The 22253-nt window shown below is 63.0% G+C and carries 21 protein-coding genes and 1 riboswitch; of the genes, 11 read left to right on the forward strand and 10 right to left on the reverse strand.

Annotated elements, in window-relative coordinates; genetic code table 11:
* Positions 1 to 4: 4 nt before the first annotated feature.
* Positions 5 to 953, reverse strand: a protein-coding gene (locus MJ8_RS04450) for an IS630 family transposase (RefSeq protein WP_201410559.1) whose coding sequence is annotated in 2 segments (ribosomal slippage) — positions 5 to 616 and positions 618 to 953 — 948 coding nt in all. Because the reading frame shifts where the segments join, the coding sequence is not laid out codon by codon here.
* Between the two features lie 157 nt (positions 954 to 1110).
* Positions 1111 to 1914, reverse strand: coding sequence for a transporter substrate-binding domain-containing protein (locus MJ8_RS04455; protein ID WP_412177104.1), 804 nt, complete (start codon positions 1912 to 1914; stop codon positions 1111 to 1113).
* A gap of 296 nt (positions 1915 to 2210) precedes the next feature.
* Between MJ8_RS04455 and MJ8_RS04460 the strand changes: the two genes are divergently transcribed.
* The 3 genes from MJ8_RS04460 (at position 2211) to MJ8_RS04470 (ending at position 4440) form a co-directional block, all read left to right on the forward strand.
* Entirely contained in the window at positions 2211 to 2942 is a 732-nt protein-coding gene (locus MJ8_RS04460) for a helix-turn-helix transcriptional regulator (RefSeq protein ID WP_201413270.1), read from the forward strand.
* Between the two features lie 98 nt (positions 2943 to 3040).
* Positions 3041 to 3679 (forward strand): acyl-homoserine-lactone synthase, encoded by a 639-nt coding sequence (locus tag MJ8_RS04465; protein WP_073989358.1) that lies wholly within the window; start codon positions 3041 to 3043, stop codon positions 3677 to 3679.
* 11 nt (positions 3680 to 3690) lie between these two features.
* A complete protein-coding gene (locus tag MJ8_RS04470) occupies positions 3691 to 4440 on the forward strand; it encodes an enoyl-CoA hydratase-related protein (RefSeq protein ID WP_225248122.1) in 750 nt (249 codons plus the stop codon).
* A 68-nt stretch (positions 4441 to 4508) separates the two neighbouring features.
* On the opposite strand, the gene ppk2 is transcribed toward MJ8_RS04470, so the two are convergent.
* A complete protein-coding gene (ppk2, locus tag MJ8_RS04475; protein WP_201413271.1) occupies positions 4509 to 5414 on the reverse strand; it encodes a polyphosphate kinase 2 in 906 nt (301 codons plus the stop codon).
* 199 nt (positions 5415 to 5613) lie between these two features.
* Here ppk2 and MJ8_RS04480 point away from each other — a divergent pair, with 199 nt between their 5' ends.
* From MJ8_RS04480 to MJ8_RS04490, 3 genes are all read left to right on the forward strand, one after another.
* Positions 5614 to 6879, forward strand: a complete 1266-nt coding sequence (locus MJ8_RS04480; RefSeq protein ID WP_201413272.1) for an ATP-binding protein — start codon at positions 5614 to 5616, stop codon at positions 6877 to 6879.
* Positions 6880 to 6987: 108 nt separating this feature from the next.
* On the forward strand, positions 6988 to 7710 hold the full coding sequence (gene phoU / locus MJ8_RS04485) for a phosphate signaling complex protein PhoU (RefSeq protein WP_201413273.1): 723 nt from the start codon (positions 6988 to 6990) through the stop codon (positions 7708 to 7710).
* Between the two features lie 86 nt (positions 7711 to 7796).
* Positions 7797 to 8801, forward strand: a complete 1005-nt coding sequence (locus tag MJ8_RS04490; protein WP_201413274.1) for a magnesium and cobalt transport protein CorA — start codon at positions 7797 to 7799, stop codon at positions 8799 to 8801.
* A gap of 127 nt (positions 8802 to 8928) precedes the next feature.
* Here the strand turns inward: MJ8_RS04490 and MJ8_RS04495 are convergent, their stop codons facing one another.
* Positions 8929 to 9447 (reverse strand): GcrA family cell cycle regulator, encoded by a 519-nt coding sequence (locus tag MJ8_RS04495; RefSeq protein WP_040985866.1) that lies wholly within the window; start codon positions 9445 to 9447, stop codon positions 8929 to 8931.
* A 356-nt stretch (positions 9448 to 9803) separates the two neighbouring features.
* Here MJ8_RS04495 and MJ8_RS04500 point away from each other — a divergent pair, with 356 nt between their 5' ends.
* The 3 genes from MJ8_RS04500 to MJ8_RS04510 all read left to right on the forward strand — a co-directional run bounded on the left by MJ8_RS04500 (position 9804) and on the right by MJ8_RS04510 (position 13086).
* Positions 9804 to 11003 carry an aspartate aminotransferase family protein gene (locus MJ8_RS04500; protein WP_201413275.1) on the forward strand — a complete coding sequence of 400 codons (1200 nt, stop codon included), beginning with the start codon at positions 9804 to 9806 and terminating at the stop codon, positions 11001 to 11003.
* Between the two features lie 16 nt (positions 11004 to 11019).
* A complete protein-coding gene (gene argF / locus MJ8_RS04505; RefSeq protein ID WP_201413276.1) occupies positions 11020 to 11931 on the forward strand; it encodes an ornithine carbamoyltransferase in 912 nt (303 codons plus the stop codon).
* Between the two features lie 123 nt (positions 11932 to 12054).
* Positions 12055 to 13086, forward strand: a complete 1032-nt coding sequence (locus MJ8_RS04510) for an Hsp33 family molecular chaperone (RefSeq protein ID WP_201413277.1) — start codon at positions 12055 to 12057, stop codon at positions 13084 to 13086.
* Between the two features lie 174 nt (positions 13087 to 13260).
* On the opposite strand, the gene apaG is transcribed toward MJ8_RS04510, so the two are convergent.
* Complete coding sequence (gene apaG / locus MJ8_RS04515) at positions 13261 to 13653, reverse strand: Co2+/Mg2+ efflux protein ApaG (protein WP_201413278.1); 393 nt, start codon at positions 13651 to 13653, stop codon at positions 13261 to 13263.
* A 275-nt stretch (positions 13654 to 13928) separates the two neighbouring features.
* On the opposite strand from apaG, the gene MJ8_RS04520 reads away from it, so the two are divergent.
* Positions 13929 to 15071: a ceramide glucosyltransferase gene (locus tag MJ8_RS04520; protein WP_201413279.1), complete on the forward strand. Its 1143-nt coding sequence runs from the start codon at positions 13929 to 13931 to the stop codon at positions 15069 to 15071.
* A gap of 26 nt (positions 15072 to 15097) precedes the next feature.
* Here MJ8_RS04520 and MJ8_RS04525 read toward each other — a convergent pair whose 3' ends face one another.
* Entirely contained in the window at positions 15098 to 16288 is a 1191-nt protein-coding gene (locus tag MJ8_RS04525; protein WP_201413280.1) for an O-succinylhomoserine sulfhydrylase, read from the reverse strand.
* A gap of 57 nt (positions 16289 to 16345) precedes the next feature.
* Positions 16346 to 16423, reverse strand: a riboswitch (SAM riboswitch).
* 116 nt (positions 16424 to 16539) lie between these two features.
* On the opposite strand from MJ8_RS04525, the gene MJ8_RS04530 reads away from it, so the two are divergent.
* A complete protein-coding gene (locus MJ8_RS04530; RefSeq protein ID WP_201413281.1) occupies positions 16540 to 17634 on the forward strand; it encodes a 2'-deoxycytidine 5'-triphosphate deaminase in 1095 nt (364 codons plus the stop codon).
* A gap of 26 nt (positions 17635 to 17660) precedes the next feature.
* On the opposite strand, the gene MJ8_RS04535 is transcribed toward MJ8_RS04530, so the two are convergent.
* The 4 genes from MJ8_RS04535 to mmsA all read right to left on the reverse strand — a co-directional run bounded on the left by MJ8_RS04535 (position 17661) and on the right by mmsA (position 22153).
* Positions 17661 to 18113 carry a hypothetical protein gene (locus MJ8_RS04535; RefSeq protein ID WP_201413282.1) on the reverse strand — a complete coding sequence of 151 codons (453 nt, stop codon included), beginning with the start codon at positions 18111 to 18113 and terminating at the stop codon, positions 17661 to 17663.
* An 18-nt stretch (positions 18114 to 18131) separates the two neighbouring features.
* Entirely contained in the window at positions 18132 to 19127 is a 996-nt protein-coding gene (gene araD1 / locus MJ8_RS04540) for an AraD1 family protein (RefSeq protein ID WP_201413283.1), read from the reverse strand.
* Positions 19128 to 19328: 201 nt separating this feature from the next.
* Positions 19329 to 20621 (reverse strand): multiple monosaccharide ABC transporter permease, encoded by a 1293-nt coding sequence (gene mmsB / locus MJ8_RS04545; RefSeq protein ID WP_040985858.1) that lies wholly within the window; start codon positions 20619 to 20621, stop codon positions 19329 to 19331.
* Entirely contained in the window at positions 20618 to 22153 is a 1536-nt protein-coding gene (mmsA, locus tag MJ8_RS04550) for a multiple monosaccharide ABC transporter ATP-binding protein (RefSeq protein WP_201413284.1), read from the reverse strand. Before mmsA ends, mmsB begins: the two co-directional genes overlap by 4 nt.
* Positions 22154 to 22253 lie beyond the last annotated feature (100 nt).

Consider the following 22253-nt stretch of genomic DNA (forward strand, 5'->3'; position numbering starts at 1 on the left):
TCTTTCATGTTTTGACGGAAGCGTATCCGGCGTTTTCGAAGTAGTTCTTGCATTCGGCTGCCTCGATGGCTTCGACGAGGTGGCCGATGTGTCGCCAAGTGTCCTCGACGGTGCGTTTCTGCGCCTGGCGCATCCAGTGCTTGATCTTGGCGAAGGCCTGCTCGATCGGATTGAGGTCCGGTGAGTAGGGCGGCAGGTACCAGAGCCTGGCGCCAGCGGCTTTGATCATCTGCCTGATGGCCGCCGACTTATGGCTGCCCAGGTTGTCCATGATGACGATGTCGCCGGGCTTCAGCACGGTGATGAGCTGCTGCTCGACATAGGCGCGGAAGCATTGACCGTTGATCGGTCCGTCGAAGACGCAAGGTGCCGCGAGCCGATCACAGCGCAGCGCGCCGAGGAAAGTCAGCGTGCGCCAATGACCATGTGGAGCCAGGCCGCGCAGCCGCTTGCCCTTCGGCCCCCAGCCGCGCAGGGGAGCCATGTTGGTCTTGATCCAGGTCTCATCGATGAAGACCAGGCATTGGGGATCGAGGCCGGCCTGCCAGGATCGCCATCGCTGGCGCCGACGGGCAATATCGGCACGTGCCTGCTCAAGGGCGAACAGCGTTTTTTTTGAAGCTTAGCCCTTCGCGGCGCAGGAACTGCCACACCGCATTGTGCGAGACCTTGACCCCGCGCGCGGCCAACTCGTCCTTCAGCCGATGTAGCGACAGATCAGAGGTCTGGTTGATCCGCTCCACGATGAAGGCTCGATGCGGTTCCAGAACCCGCTTACGGTGGCCACCCATCTTGCCCGGCGCCACCGAGCCGGTTGCCTGATGACGCTGCAACAATTTCACGGCTGTCGAATTTGCGATACCGAACCGCTTGGCGGCCGACCGGCGGCTCTCGCCACTCAAAACCGCCGCAACAACCCGCTCGCGTAAATCATCGGAAAGAGGTCGAACCATCAGATGCTGGCCTCCTATCCAGCCAGCATCTTGAATCACAAATCAGGCCGAGCGGGAATCCCCTCCGATTCAATCAAGCTATGAAACGCTCTAGCGTTGGCGGGACGCGGTTGCTGAAATCCAGGTCAGGCCGGCATCACCTGAATATCAGCAACCTTCAGAAGAAGCTGACAGGAAAATAGCGCAGGTAGAACTCTGCGAACGTGCCTTTGATCGAGATTTCCTGCAGCGCGTAGTCGAAGGCGGCGGCAAGCGCGGTATCGCCCTTGCGGGTGGCGATCGCCATGCCCGAGCCCAGATATTCCGGCGCCAGATATGGGCCGCCGGCGAATCGGCAGCAGCCGGCGGCGTCGGAGCCGCCCAGCCAGAAGGCAAAGCGCATGCCGTCGCCGAAGGCGGCGTCTATCTTGCCGGCCTTGAGGTCGGCGTAGAGGTTTTCCGGTGTGTCGAAGGTCACCACCTGCACGGTGTTGAAGTAATCGCGCAGCATCTTCTCATGCGCCGAGCCGCCGATGACGCCAACCCGCTTGCTGCGCAGCTTGTCGAGGATCGGCTCGGCGATGGCCTTCGCCTTCGGCATGATGAAGCGGGCCGGGAATTGCATGTAGGAGCGCGAGAAGGCGTATTTCTCGCGGCTTTCTGACGTTGCGGCGATGCCGGCGATGATAGCCTCGCCTTCGCCTTTCTGGAGAGCATTCTCCAATTCGTTCCAGGGCAACGCCTGGACTTGGCATTTCTCGACAATGCCCAGCTCCGCGCAAATCGCCCGCGCCAGATCGATGTGGAAGCCCGACAACCGGCCTGAGCCGTCGAGGAAGTTGAAGGGCGGAAAATCGGTGGTGGTGAGGAATCTGAGTCGCGGCAGCGCCGAGAGATCGGGTTTCGGCAGCCGCTCCTTGGCGTCCCACAGCACCGGCACCTGCGGCTCCGCCGCCTGAGTCGCACTGGAAAAGGGCAGCATCCCGCCCAGCGCCGACATCAGGGCAAGAAATGTCCACCGCAAGATCACGATATGGCTCCGCGCCTGTCCCCGTTCCTTGGCTTTTCGTATGAAAACGGGGCAGGCACAACGGTTTTTGATTTCAAGCGGCCAAATTAAGCGTATGCTTGGGCGCGTTTGCAAGTGACCTTACGTGCCGGAAGGGGGAACTGCCGGCTTTGCTGAGGAGATCGCGACGCGGGGGTTGATGGCGAAGGGGTGTTCGGGCATCTACCGTCGGTAACTAAAAGCAGAAGCAACATGGGGTAGATGTTGCGATGGGCCTGTTCGACAGAACTCTGGAATACATAGACCAGTTGCAGCATGCCGGCACCGCGGCCGCGGTTTGCGAGAGGCTGCTCGGCGTCACCTCGAATTTCGGCCTGACCGCTCTGATGGCGGGAACGGTGCCGCAGCCCGGCACGCCGCGCGGTCAGCAGAAGCAGCATGTGCTGCTTTGCGATTGGCCAGGCAATTGGCTGGAACGCTATGTGGCGCGCAACTATGTCGACCACGATCCGGTCGTCAGTCACATGAAGCAGCTTCGGGCGCCGTTCCAATGGCGGGATGCTTCCAAAAGCGCCGTGATCGACAAAAGCAGCGACGAAGTCATGGGCGACGCGCGCGAGTTCAAGCTGCGCGATGGCTTGGCGCTTCCGCTGGTCACGCTCGACGGCCAGATCGTCATGGTCTCGCTGGGCGGCGAATCCGTCGAACTGTCGGACCAGGAATTCGGGATGGTCTCGCTGGCATCGACCTACGCGATCGGTCGCGCGATGCAGTTGCACACCAAGGCCGACAGCGTCATCGATCACATAGAATTGACGGCGCGTGAGCGGGAATGCCTGCAATGGGCCGCCGTCGGCAAGTCCGAATGGGAGATCTCGCAAATCCTCGGCATCTCGGAACACACTTCCGAGAAACACCTTCTTAACGCCAAGAGCAAACTGGGCGCAGCCAACCGCGTGCAGGCAGTCGCGGAGGCGATTAGGCGCGGCTATATTAGCTAGGTCGGCCGTGCCGACCTGGAAATTCTTGCCTGCGCAGTCGCGCAATATTTTAAGGGACATCACGGCCGTATCTTCCTCTTAAGCCTAGGAGACGGCTAATGCTTTTCGCCCTTACCACTCAGGAACTGATGGAACGTCCCGACCTCTGGGAGGCGGTTCATCGCCTGCGCTACAAGATCTTCGTCGAGGAGATGGGATGGACCGATCTCGATCGCCCGGACCAGCTCGAGATCGATCAGTTCGATCATGACGAGGCCGAACATCACCTCGTTATCCGCAACGGTGAACTGGCAGGTTACCAGCGTATGCTGCCGACCACGCGGCCGCATCTTCTGACGGATGTGCTGTCGGATCTCTGCGAGGGACCGTCCCCCTCGGGACCGAATGTCTGGGAACTTACCCGCTATGCCGTGGCTCCGGGTTTTCGCGACGGCAAACGCGGCGTCTCGACGGTCGGGACCGAACTGATCGCCGGCTTCGTCGAATGGGGCCTGAAGCGCAACGTCAACCAGGTCATCATCGAGTTCGAGCCGATGTGGGTGCTCAGAGCGCTGCAGCTGCATTTCCTGGCAAAGCCGCTCGGCTACCAGCGCACCTATGGCAACCAGCAGGTCGTGGCGACGCTGCTCACCTTTACCGAGCATACGCTCGAGGTCGTTCGGGCCCGCCGCAATCACTTCCTGCCGGTGCTGAACCGGGGCTATCCCGGCCAGCTCGGTCTGAAGCAGGCGTCGTGATGGAGGCGGTCATGAGTTTCCATCCCGAACCGGAACTGCGTGGCCACACGCTGGTCGTCACCGTGTCCTCGCACGATGGCCGGCCAGTGCTCGACAGACACGCCTATGCAAGCCTCGCCAGGACCTTGCACGAGGCGGCGGTCAATGACGAGGTCCGCGTCGTCATGCTGCGCGGACTTGCCGGATGCTTCTGCCTTGGCGGCGACTTCTCGGAGTTCCTCGACGCCACCAAGCACCGAGAGCTGATCGCCGCCGTCACCGACATGTTCCGCATGTTGGCGACCTTCCCCAAGCCGGTCCTTGCCTGTGTCGACGGCGATGCCGTCGGCGTCGGCTGCACCATCCTGTTCCACTGCGACATGGTGATCGCTTCCAAGGGCAGCACCTTCAGGGTGCCGTTCGTCGATTTCGGCCTCGTGCCGGACGCGGCGACCAGCATTCTGGCGCCCCAGAAGCTCGGCTATGCCGGCGCCTTCCGCTTCTTCTGCCTCGGCGACACGCTGGGCGCCGAAGACGCCAAGGCGCTCGGCTTGGTCGGCGAGGTCGTGACGCAAGGCAGCGCCGAGGAAGCAACGCTGGCCAGGGCGAAACAGCTGGCCAAGAAGCCTGTGGCCGCATTGCTGCAGACGCGCAGCCTGCTCAAGGGGGATACGGACGTCTTGTGCGACCGCATCGACCACGAGATCACGCTGTTCCAGCAGGCGCTTCAGGACGACACCACGCTGAAGCGGCTGCAGCGGATCGCCCGCCTGGCCGCTTGAGCGCCGGCATGAAAGTCTCAGCGTCGCGCGAGGCGAAAGCCGCGCGGCGCTGTAACTCATGCAATTGATTAGTCTTTCAGGAACTCCGGCCCTTCGCCGATGATCTTCTTGTCGGGCTTGCCGACGGCGTCGAGGTTCCTTCCGTCATAGGGCAGGGAGAGCAGGATGCGCTGGATCACCGCGAGCCGGGCGCGGCGTTTGTCGTTGGCCCGCACGACGATCCAGGGCGCGAACTCCTTGTGCGTTCGCTCGATCATCTGGTCGCGCGCCTTGGTGTAGTCATCCCATTTGCTGACGCCGGCAATGTCGATCGGCGAGAACTTCCAGTTCTTCAACGGCGACCAGCGGCGGTCATGGAACCGTTCGAGCTGTGTTTCGCGGCCGATATTCAGCCAAAATTTGAAGAAATGGATGCCTTCGTTGCTGATCATCCGCTCGAAATGCGGTGTCTCGTCGAGGAATTTCTCGTGCTGCTCGGGCGTGCAGAACCCCATGACCGGCTCGACGCCGGCGCGGTTGTACCAGGAGCGGTCGAAGGTGACGAACTCGCCCGAAGTCGGGAAATGATCGACATAGCGCTGGAAGTACCATTGCCCGGCCTCGGTCGGCGTCGGCTTGGGCAGCGCGACGTTGCGTGCCGTGCGCGGGTTCATATATTGCCGCAGCACGAAGATCGTGCCGCCCTTGCCGGCGGCGTCCCTGCCCTCGAACAGCGCCATCACCCGCTTGCCGGTCGCCTGCAGCCAGGCCTGCGCCTTGACCAGTTCGATCTGCAGCCCTTCGAGCTCCTTTTCGTAGTCCCCGCCTTTCATCTTCTTGTCGTAAGGATAGCCGCCGGCGCTGAGCTTGTTGTCCTCGATCCAGTCAGGCAGCACCGGATTGTCGATGTCGAACTCGCGCTCCTTGCCGCCGATCTTGATCTTGATCGGTGCCGTGTCTGGCACCGCTTCAGCCGTTTCCTTGGCCTTTTTCATCCGGACGAACCTTTCCAGTTTGCGGACTCATGCTATGGAGCCTGTGCAGCGCAGCGCGCATTCGGGCGCAAAGACGCTGTAGCATTTTGATTTTGCGCATGAACCTTCGCGAAAATCGATCCTGATTTTCACGGCCATGCGCCAGGCTGGTCCAGCGAACCGCTGACCGGTCGACGGGATGCGGGGGTGGCGCGGGCCTATGGCAGAGACAGGCGCGGAGCAGGACGGCAAGGGACAAGCCCTGGCGGCGCGGCTTCGGCGCAACCGCTGGCTGCTTGGCGTGGGTGTTCTCGCGATCCTTGCCGTTTATTTTTTCGCCGGCGCGTCCGTTTACGTGCCGGTCCTGGCCCTGGTGGTGCTGACGGCGGCCGCAATGCTGCCCACGGATGCCGGGCGCCAGCCAGCCGACACGGGAGCAGCGATCGAGGCAAGCGGGCTGCAGAGGCTCTCCGGGGAATATCTGGCGGCCGCGGTCGCTGATCCGCTGATCATCTTCGACCATTCCGCCACCATCGTTCACGCCAACGCCGCCGCTTTCGCCGCCTTTGGCGGGCTTGCGCCGGGCATGTCGCTGTCGTTGAAGTTCCGCGCTCCGGAAATGCAGGCGCTGCTGGATGGCATCCTGTCGGGACAGGTCGCCGCCGACGCGGTCGACTACACCGAAAAGCTGCCGGTGGAGCGCACTTACCGTGTCAGCGCGTCCACGGTCGGCCATGCCACCGGCCTGTACGTGCTGGTCTTCAAGGATCAGAGCGAGACGCGCCGCATCGATCGCATGCGGGCCGACTTCATCGCCAATGCCAGCCATGAGCTGCGCACGCCGCTCGCCTCGATTGCCGGTTTCATCGAGACGCTGCGCGGGCCGGCCCGCAACGATCCGGCGGCGCGCGACCAGTTCCTGCAGATCATGCAGAACCAGACCGGGCGCATGGCCCGCCTGATCGACGATCTGCTCTCGCTGTCGCGGCTGGAGATGAAACCCTATCTGAAGCCGGGCACGGAGGTCGATCTTCGCCAGACGATCGACAGCGTCATCGATTCGCTAGGGCCGCTGGCCAGCGAGAACGGCGTCGTCATCGAGCGGGAGTTCGCCAATGGGCAGCTTGTCGTGCCCGGCGACCGCGACGAACTGTTCCAGGTTTTCGAGAATCTCCTCGAGAATGCCTGCAAATACGGCCAGTCGGGCGGGCGGGTCACAGTGTCGATCGCCGGTAGCGAGGATGGCCAACAGCCGGGCTTCGACGTCACGATAAGGGATTATGGTCCGGGTATCGCCGAAGAACACATCCCGCGCATCACCGAGCGCTTCTACCGCGTCGATGTCGAAAGCAGCCGTACCCAGAAAGGCACCGGGCTTGGCCTTTCGATCGTCAAGCATATATTGACTCGTCACAATGCCAGGCTGTCGATCAAGTCGGAAGTCGGCAAGGGCGCGGCGTTTACGGTTCATTTGCCGGCTCGCTGATCCTGTACTGGTTACCAACCGGCATTTTCTTCTTTCTGTCATGCGGTTCGCGTATCAGCGACGGATTGAGGAAACGAACAAACCGGCAGAAGCTGGGAAGGCATGCCCATGCAGTCCGTGCACATCATGAGTGCCTATGACGAGGAATTGAAGTTCCTCTCCAAGCGCATCGCCGCGATGGGCGGGCATGCGGAGCGCATGGTCGAACAGGCCGTTGCCGCCCTGGTCAATGTCGACCATGGCCTCGCCCAGAAGGTCATCCAGGACGATCTCGTCCTCGACGAAGGGCAGCGCGAGATCGACGACAAGGCCATCATCATCATCGCCAAGCGTCAGCCGATGGCGACGGATCTGCGCGAGATCGTCGGCGCCATCCGCATCTCGGCCGACATCGAGCGGGTCGGCGATCTCGGCAAGAATGTCGCCAAGCGCGTCGCTTCGGTCGACGGCCGTCAGCCGAACAGCCTTTTCCGCGGGATCGAGGCGCTTGCCAACCTGGCGCTGACGCAACTCAAGGAAGTGCTCGACGTCTATGCCTCGCGCTCGGTCGAAAGGATCGGCTTCGTGCGCGACAGGGACGACCAGATCGACGCCATGTACACCTCGCTGTTCCGCGAGCTTTTGACCTACATGATGGAAGATCCGCGCAACATCACGCCCTGCACGCATCTTCTGTTCTGCGCCAAGAATATCGAGCGCATCGGCGACCATGCCACCAACATCGCCGAGACCATCTACTACATCGTCACCGGCGACCAGATGCCCACCGACCGCCCCAAGGGCGACAAGACCGACAAGGTCGTGCTTCCCGGCACGGTGCCGGCTAAGTGAACGGGCGCCCCTCGAACGGTTTCCTAATTTAGGTTAAGCTCCTCCAGGGACAGCGATTTGTCGGTCGCGGTCTCGGGAGGTTTGCGATGGAACAAGTTCGGAACCTGACCCCGGCCCCAACGTCGGGCATCATTGCATCCAGCGTCTATTCGGGAGGAAAGCGGGTTGCCGACATCGCCATCGAACAGGCCGGCGAATGGGCGGCGAAACCCGGCCATGTCGTCTGGATCGGGCTGCTCGAGCCCGATCGCAACCTTCTGCTCAGGGTGCAGGCGCAATTCCATCTGCATGATTTGGCGATCGAGGATGCCGAGCATCCGCATCAGCGCCCGAAGATCGAGCAATATGGCGATGCGCTCTTCATCGTCGCCCGCACCGCGCAGTTGATCGACGGCCGCGTCACGTTCGGCGAGACGCATCTGTTCGTGGGCACCGGCTATATCGTCAGCGTCCGGCACGGCCCCTCGACATCATACGCGGCCGTGCGCCAGCACTGGGAAAGCTGCCCGCATTCCCTGGCCAAGGGCGAGGACTTCGTTCTCTACGCCATCCTCGATTTCATCGTCGACAATTACATGCCGGTGCTGGAGCAGATCGAGGACGAGGTCGAGGCGATCGAGGACAAGGTGCTTTTGAAGCCGATGACCGGCGCCGACATCGAACGCCTGTACATGCTGCGCCGCGATCTGTTGCGGCTGCGCAACGCGGCCCTGCCGCTGGTCGAGGTCTGCCGCAGACTGACCAGCGCCGATCTGCTGCAGATCCATGCCGCCATGCATCCGCTGTTTCGCGACGTGACCGACCACATCCGCACCGTGCAGGAAAAGATCGACAGCCTGCGCGAGGTTCTGGCCTTCGCTTTCGAAGCGAGCCTTCTCGTCGGACAGAGTCAGGAAACCGCCATCTCCAAGAAGCTCGCCTCATGGGCTGCCATTCTGGCGGTGCCGACGGCCTTCGCCGGCATCTACGGCATGAACTTCACCGACATGCCGGAACTGAAGATGGAATACGGCTATCCGACCGTGCTTGCGGTGATCGCGCTGATCTGCGCGTTCCTGTACTGGCGGTTCAAGAAGAATGGGTGGCTGTGAAGAGACGGGAATAGGGGAGTAGGGCAGTAAGGGAGTAAGGTTATACGGGAGTGATCGACTGGCGAAACATCGCGCATGAAACGCTTCTCTTCACCTACTCCCCTACTGCCTTACTCCCCTATTCCCCTTATCTTGCCCTGCGCCGCTCCGCCGCCGGCTGGAACGCAACCCGCGAATGATACTTGCAGTACGGCCCCGTTTCGGCGGCGTCGTTGCCGCAGAAGCTGAAGTCTTCCGAGAGCGGGTCGCCGTTCGGCCATTTGCAGGTGCGTTCGGTCAGTTCGACGAGCTGCAGGTTGCGTGAGATCGGCACCACGACATTCTCGACCGGGCGGATATAGTGGCGCGCGACCGGCTCGGCGTCGAACTGCACCTGCAGCGCGGTGGCGCCGATGGTGGCTGTCACATGGCGTGTGGCGCTTGCGGCTCGGGTCACCGATTTCTGCATCGATGCGCCTTGCGTCGCCTTCTTCTGGCGCGCCGGGGCGGCCGTCGCGCGGCCGCGACCCGACAGCTTCAGGCGATGCACCTTGCCGATAACGGCGTTGCGGCTCACTCCGCCAAGCTGTGCGGCAATCTGGCTGGCGCTCAGACCCTCCGACCACAATTTCCTGAGAAGTTCTACCCGCTCGTCAGTCCAATTCATGGGGTCGCGCTCCTGCTGAAGCGTGCGGTAGTCAGAATCCATTCCCGACCCGGCTCTCGCCGGGCGAACAACACCACATATACCGGGTGATTTAGGTCCGCCGCACGAAATCTAGCTATTTCTCGACTACAAATACCTTATGCGCTGACTCGGTGACAAGAGTCCCCAGGGCAACACGATTCGGTTTTTTCGGTTTTCCCCAACTTGCCGGTCTACTCATGAGCCGGCGTGGCGTCAGGGCTTTGTCACGCGCTCTGCGTGACGTTTTCGTTGACTTCATGGCCGAAAAACATGATAAGCCGCAAAGGCCGCCGCATTGGCGGCTTTTTTGATTTCCGGTTCCGGAGACGCATATAATGAGCGGTTCGGCGCTTTACGAGACCTTTGCTCGCGCACCCCTGGCTTTCGATCACGGGGAGGGGACCTGGCTGGTCACCGACAAGGGCGAGCGATATCTCGACTTCGCGGGCGGCATCGCGGTGAATTCGCTGGGCCACAGCCACCCGCATCTCGTCGCAGCGCTCACCGAGCAGGCCGCCAAGCTTTGGCATGTCTCCAATCTCTACGAGATCCCGGAACAGCGCCGGCTGGGCGAGCGGCTAGTCGAGGCGACCTTCGCCGACAAGGTGTTCTTCACCAATTCCGGCGCCGAGGCGCTGGAATGCGCCATCAAGACGGCCAGGCGCTACCAGTTCGTCAAGGGCCATCCCGAGCGTTTCCGCATCATCACTTTCGAGGGCGCCTTCCACGGTCGCACTCTGGCGACGATAGCCGCCGGCGGACAGTACAAATATCTGGAAGGCTTCGGCCCGAAGGTCGAGGGCTTCGACCAAGTCGCTTTCGACGACATCGACGGCGCTGAAAAAGCGATCACGCCGGAGACGGCGGCAATCCTGATCGAGCCGGTGCAGGGCGAGGGCGGCATTCGCCCGGTGTCGACGCAGTCCTTGAAACGGCTGCGCCAGCTCTGCGACCAGCACGGCCTGCTTTTGATCTTCGACGAGGTCCAGTGCGGCATCGGCCGCACCGGCAAATTGTTCGCGCATGAGTGGGCGGGCGTCACGCCCGACCTGATGGCGATCGCCAAGGGCATCGGCGGTGGCTTCCCGATGGGCGCCTGCCTTGCCACGGACGAGGCGGCGACCGGCATGACGGCCGGCGTGCACGGCACCACCTTCGGCGGCAATCCGCTGGCGATGGCGGTCGGCAACGCCGTGCTCGACGTGGTGCTGGCCGACGGTTTCCTTGAGGACGTGCAGCGCAAGGCGCTGCTTCTGAAACAGGGGCTGGCCGGGGTCGCGGACGAATTTCCCGACGTCATCGAGGGCATCAGGGGAACCGGCCTGATGCTCGGCCTGAAATGCGCCATGCCCAACACCAAGGTGAATATGGCGCTGCGCGATCAGCACCTGCTTGCCGTGCCGGCGGGCGACAATGTCATCCGCCTCCTGCCGCCGCTCACCGTTACTGACGAGGAGATCGGCGAAGCGCTGGAGCGCATTCGCGGCGGCGCCAGAGTCCTGACCGACGCGATTGCGGCCGAAGCCGCGAAATAATTTCTGGAACCTGCCGATGAGTGTTCGCCACTTCACCGATCTATCCGCCGTTTCCGCGGGCGACCTGCGCTCGATGCTGGACGACGCGGTGGCGCGAAAGACCAGGCTCAAGGCGGGCGAGCGCTCCAAACCGCTCGACGGCAAGGTGCTGGCGATGATCTTCGACAAGCCGTCGACGCGCACGCGCGTGTCCTTCGATGTCGGTATGCGCCAGCTTGGCGGCGAAACCATCATGCTGACCGGCACCGAGATGCAGCTCGGCCGGTCGGAGACCATCGCCGACACGGCGAAAGTGCTGTCGCGCTATGTCGACGCCATCATGATCCGCACCACCTCGCATGACCGGCTGATCGAACTCACCGAGAACGCCACCGTTCCGGTCATCAACGGGCTGACCGACGACACGCATCCGTGCCAGCTCATGGCCGACATCATGACCTATGAGGAGCATCGCGGTCCGGTGGCCGGCAAGACCTTCGCCTGGACCGGCGACGGCAACAATGTGCTGCATTCGCTGCTCGAAGCCTCTGCGCGGTTCCGCTTCAACCTCAATGTCGCGGTGCCGGAGGGCAGCGAGCCATTCGAGAAATATGTCGACTGGTCGAAAGCCAATGGCGGCAAGGTCCGGTTTGCCAAGTCCGCCGAGGAAGCCGTCGACCAGGCTGATTGCGTCGTCACCGATAGCTGGGTCTCGATGGGCCAGGAACACCGCGCCCGCGGTCACAACGTCTTCCTGCCCTATCAGGTCAATGCCGCGCTGATGGCAAGGGCCAAGCCCGATGCTTTGTTCATGCACTGCCTGCCGGCGCATCGCGGCGAGGAGGTCACCGACGAGGTGATCGACGGGCCGCATTCGGTGGTCTTCGACGAGGCCGAGAACCGGCTGCACGCCCAGAAGGCGGTGCTGGCCTGGTGCCTGGGCGCTTGAGACGGCGGACCTGATCGCTTCCGGTCCCGATCGGCGTCAACTTGATCTGGGGGTATGTGATGCCTATTTGCGGGCCATCACGTAAATTGAACGCGCTTCGACGCATGCGGCTCTTCGGGCGGCATGGCTGCGCCCCGGAGTTTTGTCATGTTGGAAACCCATACCTTGGCTGAGCATAAACCCCAACTCGGTGAATTCGGCTTCGCCGGCGACGATCACGTCGTTCCGTATGAGGTCGCGCCGCTCGATGTGCGCGGCCGCACCGTGCAGCTCGGGCCGATGCTCGACGCTATTCTGAGCCGCCACAATTATCCCGAGCCCGTCGCCCGCCTGCTGGCGGAGGCCTGCGTGCTCACCGTGCTGCTCGGCACCTCGCTGAAATTCGAAGGCAAGTTCATCTTGCAGACCCGCACCGACGGTCCGGTCGACATGCTGGTGGCCGATTTCACCACGCCGCATGCGCTGCGCGCCTATGCGCGCTTCGATGCCGACCGGCTGCGGGCGCTGAACGACGCCGGCGAGACCTCGCAGCAGGCGCTGCTCGGCAACGGCGTGCTGGCTCTGACCATCGACCAGGGCGCACATATGCAGCGCTACCAGGGCATCGTCCAGCTCGACGGCACCTCGCTGGAGGACGCCGCGCGCACCTATTTCCGCCAGTCGGAGCAGATCCCGACCGAGATCAAGATGTCGGTCGCCAAGCTGGTCACGCCCGGCCCGGCCGGCGCGCGCGAGCAGTGGCGCGCCGGCGGCATCCTGGCGCAGTTCCTGCCTCAGGCGCCCGAGCGCATGCGCATTCCCGATATTTCGGGCGGCGACGGCGACGACCGCGAGGTGACGGACCATCCGGCCGACAATTCCTGGCAGGAATTGCTGGCGCTGCTGGGCACCATCGAGCCGACCGAGCTCATTGACCCAACAGTGGGCGCCGAACGGCTGCTCTACCGGCTGTTCCACGAGCACGGCGTGCGCGTTTTCAGCGGCGTGCCGGTCGCCGACCAATGCTCCTGCTCGCGCGATAAAATCCGCGGCATCCTGGAAGGCTTTTCGGCGCAGGAGATCAGGGACTCGACCGAGGACGGCGGCATCCATGTCGCCTGCGAATTCTGCTCGACGCAATACGACTTCGATCCGGCCGAGTTCGGGGCGGAGTAACGCTCCTTCCTTCTCCCCTCCACGGGGAGAAGGTGCCCGAAGGGCGGATGAGGGGCGGCGCCAACGTAGGCGAGGTTGGAACCCTTGCCCCGTCCTGACGAAATTCTCGGAAGCCGGCGCCGCCCTCTCATTGCCCTGCCGGGCATTTCTCCCCGTAAAACGGGGAGAAGGAGGTTAATTCACCGTCCGCTTCGTCCCCGGCATGTCGAGCGAGAAAGCCGGTATGGCGATATCGAACGTCTCGCCGCGGCCGTTGCGCATGGTGTAGTGGCCGACCATGATGCCCGACGGCGTCGAGAGCGGACAGCCTGATGTGTATTGATAGCTGTCGCCGGGATTGAGTTCAGGCTGATCGCCGACGACGCCGGCGCCGCGGACCTCCTCGACCCGGCCCTGCCCGTCGGTGATGTGCCAATAGCGCGACAAAAGCTGCACGAACTCGTCGGAGCGGTTGTCGATCGTCACCTGGTAGCCCCAGACATACCGGTTCTCGGACGGATCGGAGCGATCCTCCAGATAGAAGGGTCTGACCACCACTTCGATGTTGCGCGTCACTGCGCGATACATGGGCCACTCCGGTTGCCGCCGCGGAACATTCGTCGCGCTTCGCTGTTGGAGGCGCGGCGTCGACCATCCTGCCAGCCTTGTAGCGCACGTGCCGAAAAACAATGTCATTTAAGTGACACATGACAATGTTGGTGTGCACAAACCGTGCCGGGCGACTCGGGCGCTCTGTAACTGATGAAATGGCTGGCTGCGGCCAAGGGCAATTCCAGGAAAAGCATGAGCGGTTTTCCGTCCGGAATTGCGTGAAAACAAAGAGATAGAGTGACAAAATCTCGATGGAACTGACTATCGCAGCCGGCCTCGCTTCGTCAGCCCTTCTTCTCTCCAACCTCGCCAGCATCCTGCTCGCCTCGTCGCGGCTGAAGCGGCGCCATGTCATTGCGCCGCCCGCCGGCGCGCAGCCGGTCTCGATCATCGTTCCGTCGCGCGGCGTCGAGACGTTCACGCAGGAGACCCTTCAGCGCGCCTTCTCGCTCGATTGGCCCTGTTATGAGCTGATCTTCTGCGTCGCGCATGGCGAGGACCCGGTGGTGAGGCTGATCGATGCGGCGATCGCGCGCCACCCCAACGTTCCGGCGCGGCTGCTGATCGGCGACGACCGCGTCAGCGCCAATCCCAAGCTCAACAACTGCGTCAAGGGCTGGCAGGCGGCGCGATATGATTGGGTGATCCTCGCCGATTCCAACGTGCTGATGCCGAAGGACTATGTGCAGCACCTGATGGCGGCCTGGCGGCCGGATACCGGCCTCGTCTGCTCGACGCCGATCGGCTCGCGGCCCGATGGTTTTTGGGCTGAAGTCGAATGCGCCTTCCTCAACACGCTGCAGGCGCGCTGGCAATATGCCGGCGAAGCGCTCGGCCTCGGCTTTGCCCAGGGCAAGAGCATGCTTTGGAACAGGCCGATGCTGGATGCAAACGGCGGCATCCAGGCTTTGGCCGCCGAGATCGCCGAAGATGCGGCGGCCACCAAGCTGGTCAATGGGCTTGGCCTTAGCGTCCATCTTGTCGCCTCGCCCTTCGAGCAGCCGCTGGGCCTGCGCAGCTTCGCCGAGATATGGTCGCGGCAGACGCGCTGGGCGCGACTGCGCCGGGTGACGTTCCCGTTGTTCTTCGCGCCCGAGATCCTGACCGGCGCCGCGGTGCCGCTGCTGTTGGCGCTGGTTGCTGCGGCAAGCGCAGGCGTCAGCCTGCCCACGACGGCTTTGTGCGCGCTGGCGATCGCCTATCTGCCGGAGTGCCTGCTGGCCGCTGCCAAGGGCTGGTACCTGTCGCCACGCAGCGTCACCGCGATGATCGTGCGCGATGCGATGCTGCCTGCCGTCTGGGCGCGCGCCTGGTTCGGCGGCGCTGTCGAATGGCGCGGCAACGCCATGACCATCCGCACCCGCGAGTTGACGGAGCTCGAGGAGATCGCCTGAAGCGATCGCCCGCGGTGTTTACAGGTTTATTTTGCCGCCTTCAGCGCCTGCTCGATGTCCTCCAGCAGATCGTCGGCGTCTTCCAGGCCGACGGAAAGCCGGAGTGTACCCGGTCCTATGCCGAGCTCGGCCCGCGCCTCGTCGCTCAGGTTCTTGTGCGTCGTCGTCGCCGGATGTGTGATCAGGCTCTTGGCGTCGCCGAGATTGTTCGAGATCAGCACGATGTCGAGCGCGTTCTGGAAGGCGAAGGCCGCCTGCTTGCCGCCCTTGACGTCAAGGCAGATCAGCGTCGACCCGCCAGACATCTGCTTCTTGACGACATCGGCCTGCGGATGATCGGCGCGGCCCGGATAGATGACGCGCGCGATCTCTGGCCGCCCGGCCAGGAAATCGGCGATCTTGCCGGCGCTTTCGGTCTGCTGGCGCACGCGCAGCGGCAGCGTCTCCAGACCCTTGAGCAGCGTCCAGGCGTTGAAGGGTGACAGGCTCGGGCCGGTGTGACGGAAATAGTCGTGCAGGTTCTCGTCGATCCATTTCTTGTCCGACAGGATGACGCCGCCGAGGCAGCGGCCCTGGCCGTCTATGTGCTTGGTCGCCGAATAGACAACGATATGGGCGCCGAGCAGCAAGGGCTTCTGCTGCAGCGGGGTGGCGAAGACATTGTCGACAATGACGCGCGCGCCGATCGAATTGGCGAGCTTGGCGACCGCGGCGATGTCGACCACCTCCAGCGTCGGATTGGTCGGGCTTTCCAGGAAGAACAGCTTGGTGTTTGGCCGAACCGCCTTTTCCCAATTGGCGACGTCGGTGCCGTCGATCAGCGTCGCCTGGATGCCGTAACGCGGCGCCAGCGTCTCCACCACCCAGCGACAGGAGCCGAACAGCGCGCGCGCCGCCACGATATGGTCGCCGGCTTTCACGCTGCAGAGCAGGGCTGCGGAAACCGCGGCCATGCCGGAGGCGGTGGCGCGGGCATCCTCGGCGCCTTCCAGCGCGCACATGCGCTTCTCGAACATATCGACGGTCGGGTTGGCGTAGCGCGAATAGATGAAGCCCGGCTCCTCGCCCTTGAAGCGGGCTTCCGCCGCCTGCGCCGTCTCGTAGACATAGCCCTGGGTGAGATACATCGCCTCGGCGGTCTCGCCATATTGCGAACGCAGCGTTCCGCCATGCACGAGTGCCGTCTGAGGTTTCCAGTTGCGCTTCTTGGTGCTCATAGCCCTGCTTCCAGACACAAAAAAACCGGCCGCGAAAGTCGCAACCGGTCCATATAGCCTTGCGGCTCGACGGTCCTTTAGCGACTTGTTTAACGTGGCTGCAAGCCGACCGGCCAAATCACCACGGGATAACGACCCTTTAAATGAGCGCCGAGCTTGCGTCAATTGCCGGCTTCATTAAGAGGTTTGTACCAGCCGGGCGGCAAGAGCCTGCATAGATCCTCGCCCGGCCTTGTGAACGGAGCCAGCCTTTGCGGCAGACAGGCATTCTTCCGGATCAGGACATCGCGGCGCTGTTCGAAGCCGGCGCGCTGAAGTCGCCGCGCGCGCTGGACGCCGACCAGATCCAGCCGGCCAGCCTCGATCTCAGGCTCGGCGACAAGGCCTATCGCGTGCGCGCCTCCTTCTTGCCGGGGCCCGATCACCTGGTCGCCGACAAGCTGGAACGGCTGAAGCTGCACGAGATCGACCTCACCCGGGGCGCGGTGCTGGAAACCGGCTGCGTCTACATCGTGCCTTTGCTTGAAAGCCTGGCATTGCCAGGCGAGGTTTCGGCCTCAGCCAATCCCAAGAGCTCGACCGGCCGGCTCGACATCTTCACCCGCGTCATGACCGATCGCGGCCACGAGTTCGACAAGATCGCCGCCGGCTATCACGGCCCGCTCTATCTCGAAGTCAGCCCGCGCACCTTCCCGATCGTCGTGCGCGCCGGCTCGCGCCTGTCGCAGATACGCTTCCGCACCGGCAATGCGGTGCTCTCGGAGAGCGAGCTGCGCGACCTTCATCGCGCCGAGATGCTGGTCGCCACCGAGCCGCCCAACATTTCCGGCGGCGGCATCGCGCTCTCCATCGACCTCGACGGCGACAAGGACGGCCTTGTCGGCTATCGCGGCAAGCACCACACCGGCCTGGTCGACGTCGACAAGCGCGCCGCGCAGGACGTCGTCGATTTCTGGGAGCCGATCTATAAGAGCGGCGCCGGCGAGTTGGTTCTCGATCCGGACGAATTCTACATCCTGGTGAGCCGGGAAGCGGTCCATGTTCCGCCGCTCTACGCCGCCGAGATGACCCCCTTCGATCCGCTGGTCGGCGAATTCCGCGTCCACTATGCCGGCTTCTTCGATCCGGGCTTCGGCCATTCCGCCGCGGGCGGCAGCGGCAGCCGCGCGGTGCTCGAAGTGCGCAGTCACGAGGTGCCGTTCATCCTCGACCACGGCCAGATCGTCGGCCGCCTCGTCTACGAGCACATGCTGAAGCCCCCGCAGGCGCTTTACGGCACCGATCTCGGCTCGAACTACCAGGCGCAGGGCCTGAAGCTCTCGAAGCATTTCAGGGCGGCGCGGTGAGTTCTGCGGAGATCTGGCGCGGGAGGTCAGCCGCGAAACAGAAACTCTTTCGCTGCGCCCAAGCAGGCGTGAAAGTGGCCGATGAAGAGCAGCTCCCGAACAGTCAGGTGTTTTCTGCCCCAAAATCCTGGGGTCAGCTTCGTCTGATCAGGTGGAGAGCTTGAGCCTGACCCTACCGGAAACAACTGTTTGTCCAGGCGTTCGAGCACATAGGCCCGCGCCGAGTCGATGCCGCAGGCTTTAGCCTTGTCGTTCAGCCTGTCGGCGCGCAAAGCGAACGTCATACGATCTGTATTGCGCATCAGAAAGCTCACTTGCGCTTTCGAATAACCGGTGACTAGAAGCCGGCTCGTCATCGCCGATCGGGCCCGGCTGTAGGACTCCGGGCTGCATTTCCCGGCGCTATAAGCCGTGGAGGACATGCAAGCGAGGGCGATCGCCCAGCCCAACAACAAGATGCCGATCCGTTTCCGGCCCATTTGTTTCCCAGCCTGGCGCTACAGCGCCTTGACCGCCACCTTCACCGGCTTTTCGATCTCCAGCGGATTGCGCAGCGGCAGCCCGAAATCGGGCGCCTCGATCTCGAACGTATCGCCGGCCTCTGTTCGGATGCCATCGGCGAAGGAAAGCGTCGCAGTGCCGAACATATGCACATGCACGTCGCCCGGCTGGCGGAAGGCCGAATATTTGAAATGGTGGTGCTCGAGATTGGCGATGGTGTGCGACATGTTCGCTTCGCCCGACAGGAACGGCTTTTCCCAGAGCAGCTTGCCGTCGCGCCAGATGCGCGATGCGCCGCGAATGTCGGCCGGCAGCTCACCGATCAGGATCTCGGGGCCGAACGAGGCGTTGCGCAGCTTGGAATGGGCGAGGAACAGATAGTTCACCCGCTCCGTGACGTGGTCGGAAAACTCGTTCGACAGCGTGAAGCCGACCCGGAACGGCGCCCCGTCATCGCCGATGACATAGATGCCGGCGATTTCCGGCTCCTCGCCGCCGTCCTGGGCGAAGGCCGGCGACATCAGCGTCGCGCCAGGCGCCACCGCCATCGTGCCGTTGCCCTTGTAGAACCATTCGGGCTGCACGCCGACCTGGCCCTTGGCCGGCTTGCCGCCTTCCAGCCCCATGCGGAACATCTTCATGGAATCGGTGAGTTCCTCCTCGCCGCCTTCGCTGAGCTTCTTGTGCATGGAATCGCGCGTCGCCGCTGAACCGAGATGCGTCAGCCCGGTGCCGGTGAGATGCAGATGTGCCGGGTCCGGATGGTTGATCGGCGAGACCAGCCGGCCCCTCTTATAGGCGGCATCGAGATCGACCGTCTCGCCGTAACCCTTGCGCTCGATCAGCGCTTCGAGTCCCGTGCCGGTGCGCGCTGCCTCCATCGCCAGGGAATAGACGCTGCGCGCGCCGTTGATGACCCTTGTCTTGCCGCCGCCATTGCGGGCGACGACGCGGATCGTCTCGGCGTCGTCGAGGATCTGGGAGATCAGCATGTTCAATCCTCTCTCATTTCTATCGGCTGCCTGCGGGCAAACCTAAACCGGCGCAGCGTGGAGCGGTCCACGCCACGGTTGAAATTCTTCGTCCGGATTGCGCTCGCGAGCCTGGTCCTTATCGGGACTTCTTGACGCCGACGGGTTGCCGGCAGCTTCGCGATCTGAAACCCGTATGCCTCCTGAACTTTGCTCCGGCCCTTAAGCCTTGTTCTTGTTGTAGACGTCGAAGATGACGGCGCCGAGCAGCACCAGGCCTTTGACCACCTGCTGCCAGTCGACATTGACGCCCATGATCGACATGCCGTTGTTCATCACGCCCATGATGAAGCCGCCGACCACGGCGCCGATCACCTGTCCGACGCCGCCCATTGCCGAGGCGCCGCCTATGAACACGGCCGCGATGACGTCGAGCTCCGAGCCGAGGCCCGCCGCCGGCACGGCCTGGCCGAGGCGCGCCGCGATGATCAGGCCGCCCAGCGCCGACAGGACGCCCATGTTGATGAAGACGAGTAGCGTCAGCCTTTCGGTGTTGATGCCCGAGAGCTGCGCGGCCTTGGCGTTGCCGCCCATCGCATAGATGCGGCGGCCGATGGTCATGCGCTTGGTGACGAAGACGAACAGCGAGATCAGCACGCCCATGACCAAGAGCACGACCGGCAGGCCTCTATAGCTGGCGAACTGGAAGACCAGGAACAGCGCAAGCGCGCTGCCGACCAGCGTCTTGATGACGAACAGCGGGAAGGGCTCCGCCTCATAGCCGTGGCGCTCGCGCTTGCGCCGCGTCCGGAAGCCGAAATAGGCGTAGGCGAGAACCGCGATCAGGCCGAGCACGATCGTCGTCATGTGCAGGGTCAAGCCGCTTCCGACGATGGTCTTGCCGGCGGCATTGACCGTCGGCGGAATGAGCGTCAGCGGGCCGATGACGTCCGGAATGAAGCCCGAGCTCAGCGCCTTGAAGCTGTCCGGCAGCGGGCCGACCGAAGAGCCGCCGCCGAGCAGCGCCTGGCAGATGCCGCGGAAGATCAGCATGCCGGCAAGCGTCACGATGAAGCTCGGTATCTTGTGATAGGCGATCCAGTAGCCTTGCGCCGCGCCGATCAGCGCGCCGACGATCAGGCAGACGATCGACACCACCAGCGGATTGGAGAATATCCCGAGCGGCCAGATCACCATCATCATCGCCGCGAGCGCGCCGATGAAGCCCGCCACCGACCCCACGCTGAGGTCGATATAGCCGGCGACGATCACCAGGAGCATGCCGAGCGCCATGACGATGATGAACGAGTTCTGCTGCACCAGGTTCGAGAGGTTGACCGGTTTGAACAGCGTTCCCGACGTCGTGTACTGGAAGAACAGCATGATGACGATCAGCGCGATGATCAGGCCGTATTCGCGCAGGTTCGTCGTCAGCGCCGAGACGGCGATGCGCGGACCCTGCTTGACGTCCTCGGCTGTGCCGCTCTGCGGTGCGGGAGCGCTTTCTGTGCTCATGATGCTTTTTTTCCTTCTCCCCGAACGATGGCGCGCATGATTTTTTCCTGGCTGGCGTCGCTTGCCGCCATTTCGCCGACGATGCGCCCTTCGTTCATCACATAGATGCGGTCGGTGATGCCAAGCAATTCGGGCATTTCCGACGAGATGACGATGATCGCTTTGCCCTCGGCGGCGAGGCGGGCGATGATCGTATAGATTTCGTACTTGGCGCCGACGTCAATGCCGCGGGTCGGCTCGTCGAGGATCAGCACTTCCGGATCGGCGAACAGCCATTTCGACAGCACCACCTTCTGCTGGTTGCCGCCCGAAAGATTTCCGGTCAGCTGATAGACGCTGGAGGCGCGGATGTTGGTCTTCTTGCGGTAGTCGTTGGCGACGCTCATCTCGCGCATGTCGTCGATGACGCCGCGGCTGGAAACGCCGGAAAGGTTGGCCAAAGTCACGTTGTGCTTGATGTGGTCGATGAGGTTGAGGCCATAGGTCTTGCGGTCCTCGGTGACATAGGCGATCCGGTTTTCCACCGCCTTGCTCACCGATGACAGGTCGAGCGGTTTGCCCCTGAGCAGAACCTCGCCGGTGATGTGCCGGCCATAGGAGCGGCCGAACAGGCTCATCGCGAATTCGGTGCGACCCGCGCCCATCAGCCCGGCAATGCCCACCACCTCGCCCTTGCGCACGTTGAGGTTGACGTTCTTGATCACCTGCCGTTCGGCATGGATCGGGTGGTAGACCGACCAGTTCTTGACTTCGAAGATGACCTCGCCGATCTGCGGCTCGCGCGGCGGATAGCGGTCGTCGAGCGAGCGCCCGACCATCGAGGTGATGATGCGGTCTTCCGAGATGTCCTGTCTCGGCAGAGTCTCGATGGTGCGCCCGTCGCGTATCACGGTGACGTGGTCGGCGACGCGGCTCACCTCGTTGAGCTTGTGTGAGATCAGGATCGAGGTCATGCCCTGGCGCTTGAACTCGAGCAGCAGGTCGAGCAGCGCCTGGCTGTCCTTTTCGCTGAGCGACGCCGTCGGCTCGTCGAGGATCAAGAGCTTCACTTCCTTGCTCAGCGCCTTGGCGATCTCGACCAACTGCTGCTTGCCGACGCCGATATTGGTGATCAGCGTCTTGGGATCCTCGTTGAGCCCGACTTTCTTGAGCAGGGCCGCCGTGCGCGCCTCGTTGGCGTCCCAGTCGATGACGCCGTAGCTGGCATGCTCGTTGCCGAGGAAGATGTTTTCGGTGATCGACAGCATCGGCACCAGGGCAAGCTCCTGGTGGATGATGACGATGCCGATATGCTCACTGTCGTGGATGCCCTTGAAATGGCATTCCTGGCCGCGAAAGATGATCTGGCCATCATAGGTTCCGGAAGGGTAGACGCCCGACAGCACCTTCATCAGCGTCGACTTGCCGGCGCCGTTCTCGCCGACGATGGCGTGGATCTCACCTTCCTCGACGCTGAGGTTGACGTTCGACAACGCCTTCACGCCGGGGAACGTCTTGGTGATGTCGCGCATCTCCAAAATCGTCGAGGCCATCAGGATCTGCTCCCTGGGGCGCATGGCTCCAAACCGGCTCCGGAAGGGCTCATGCGCGAAATCAACATACTGCGGCGTGCGGCGCCACAGAAGCCGGCAA

It is taken from the genome of Mesorhizobium sp. J8, assembly GCF_016591715.1.
GTDB lineage: Bacteria > Pseudomonadota > Alphaproteobacteria > Rhizobiales > Rhizobiaceae > Mesorhizobium.

Coding starts and splice junctions, on each gene's coding strand:
- MJ8_RS04525 (WP_201413280.1), bottom strand. CDS start 16,288: ATGAGCACCAAGAAGCGCAACTGGAAACCTCAGACGGCACTCGTGCAT.
- mmsA (WP_201413284.1), bottom strand. CDS start 22,153: ATGGCCTCGACGATTTTGGAGATGCGCGACATCACCAAGACGTTCCCC.
- MJ8_RS04490 (WP_201413274.1), top strand. CDS start 7,797: ATGGAACAAGTTCGGAACCTGACCCCGGCCCCAACGTCGGGCATCATT.
- argF (WP_201413276.1), top strand. CDS start 11,020: ATGAGTGTTCGCCACTTCACCGATCTATCCGCCGTTTCCGCGGGCGAC.
- MJ8_RS04470 (WP_225248122.1), top strand. CDS start 3,691: ATGAGTTTCCATCCCGAACCGGAACTGCGTGGCCACACGCTGGTCGTC.
- mmsB (WP_040985858.1), bottom strand. CDS start 20,621: ATGAGCACAGAAAGCGCTCCCGCACCGCAGAGCGGCACAGCCGAGGAC.
- phoU (WP_201413273.1), top strand. CDS start 6,988: ATGCAGTCCGTGCACATCATGAGTGCCTATGACGAGGAATTGAAGTTC.
- MJ8_RS04520 (WP_201413279.1), top strand. CDS start 13,929: ATGGAACTGACTATCGCAGCCGGCCTCGCTTCGTCAGCCCTTCTTCTC.
- MJ8_RS04500 (WP_201413275.1), top strand. CDS start 9,804: ATGAGCGGTTCGGCGCTTTACGAGACCTTTGCTCGCGCACCCCTGGCT.
- araD1 (WP_201413283.1), bottom strand. CDS start 19,127: ATGCTGATCTCCCAGATCCTCGACGACGCCGAGACGATCCGCGTCGTC.
- MJ8_RS04495 (WP_040985866.1), bottom strand. CDS start 9,447: ATGAATTGGACTGACGAGCGGGTAGAACTTCTCAGGAAATTGTGGTCG.
- MJ8_RS04480 (WP_201413272.1), top strand. CDS start 5,614: ATGGCAGAGACAGGCGCGGAGCAGGACGGCAAGGGACAAGCCCTGGCG.
- apaG (WP_201413278.1), bottom strand. CDS start 13,653: ATGTATCGCGCAGTGACGCGCAACATCGAAGTGGTGGTCAGACCCTTC.
- MJ8_RS04460 (WP_201413270.1), top strand. CDS start 2,211: ATGGGCCTGTTCGACAGAACTCTGGAATACATAGACCAGTTGCAGCAT.
- ppk2 (WP_201413271.1), bottom strand. CDS start 5,414: ATGAAAAAGGCCAAGGAAACGGCTGAAGCGGTGCCAGACACGGCACCG.
- MJ8_RS04535 (WP_201413282.1), bottom strand. CDS start 18,113: ATGGGCCGGAAACGGATCGGCATCTTGTTGTTGGGCTGGGCGATCGCC.
- MJ8_RS04465 (WP_073989358.1), top strand. CDS start 3,041: ATGCTTTTCGCCCTTACCACTCAGGAACTGATGGAACGTCCCGACCTC.
- MJ8_RS04455 (WP_412177104.1), bottom strand. CDS start 1,914: ATGCTGCCCTTTTCCAGTGCGACTCAGGCGGCGGAGCCGCAGGTGCCG.
- MJ8_RS04510 (WP_201413277.1), top strand. CDS start 12,055: ATGGCTGCGCCCCGGAGTTTTGTCATGTTGGAAACCCATACCTTGGCT.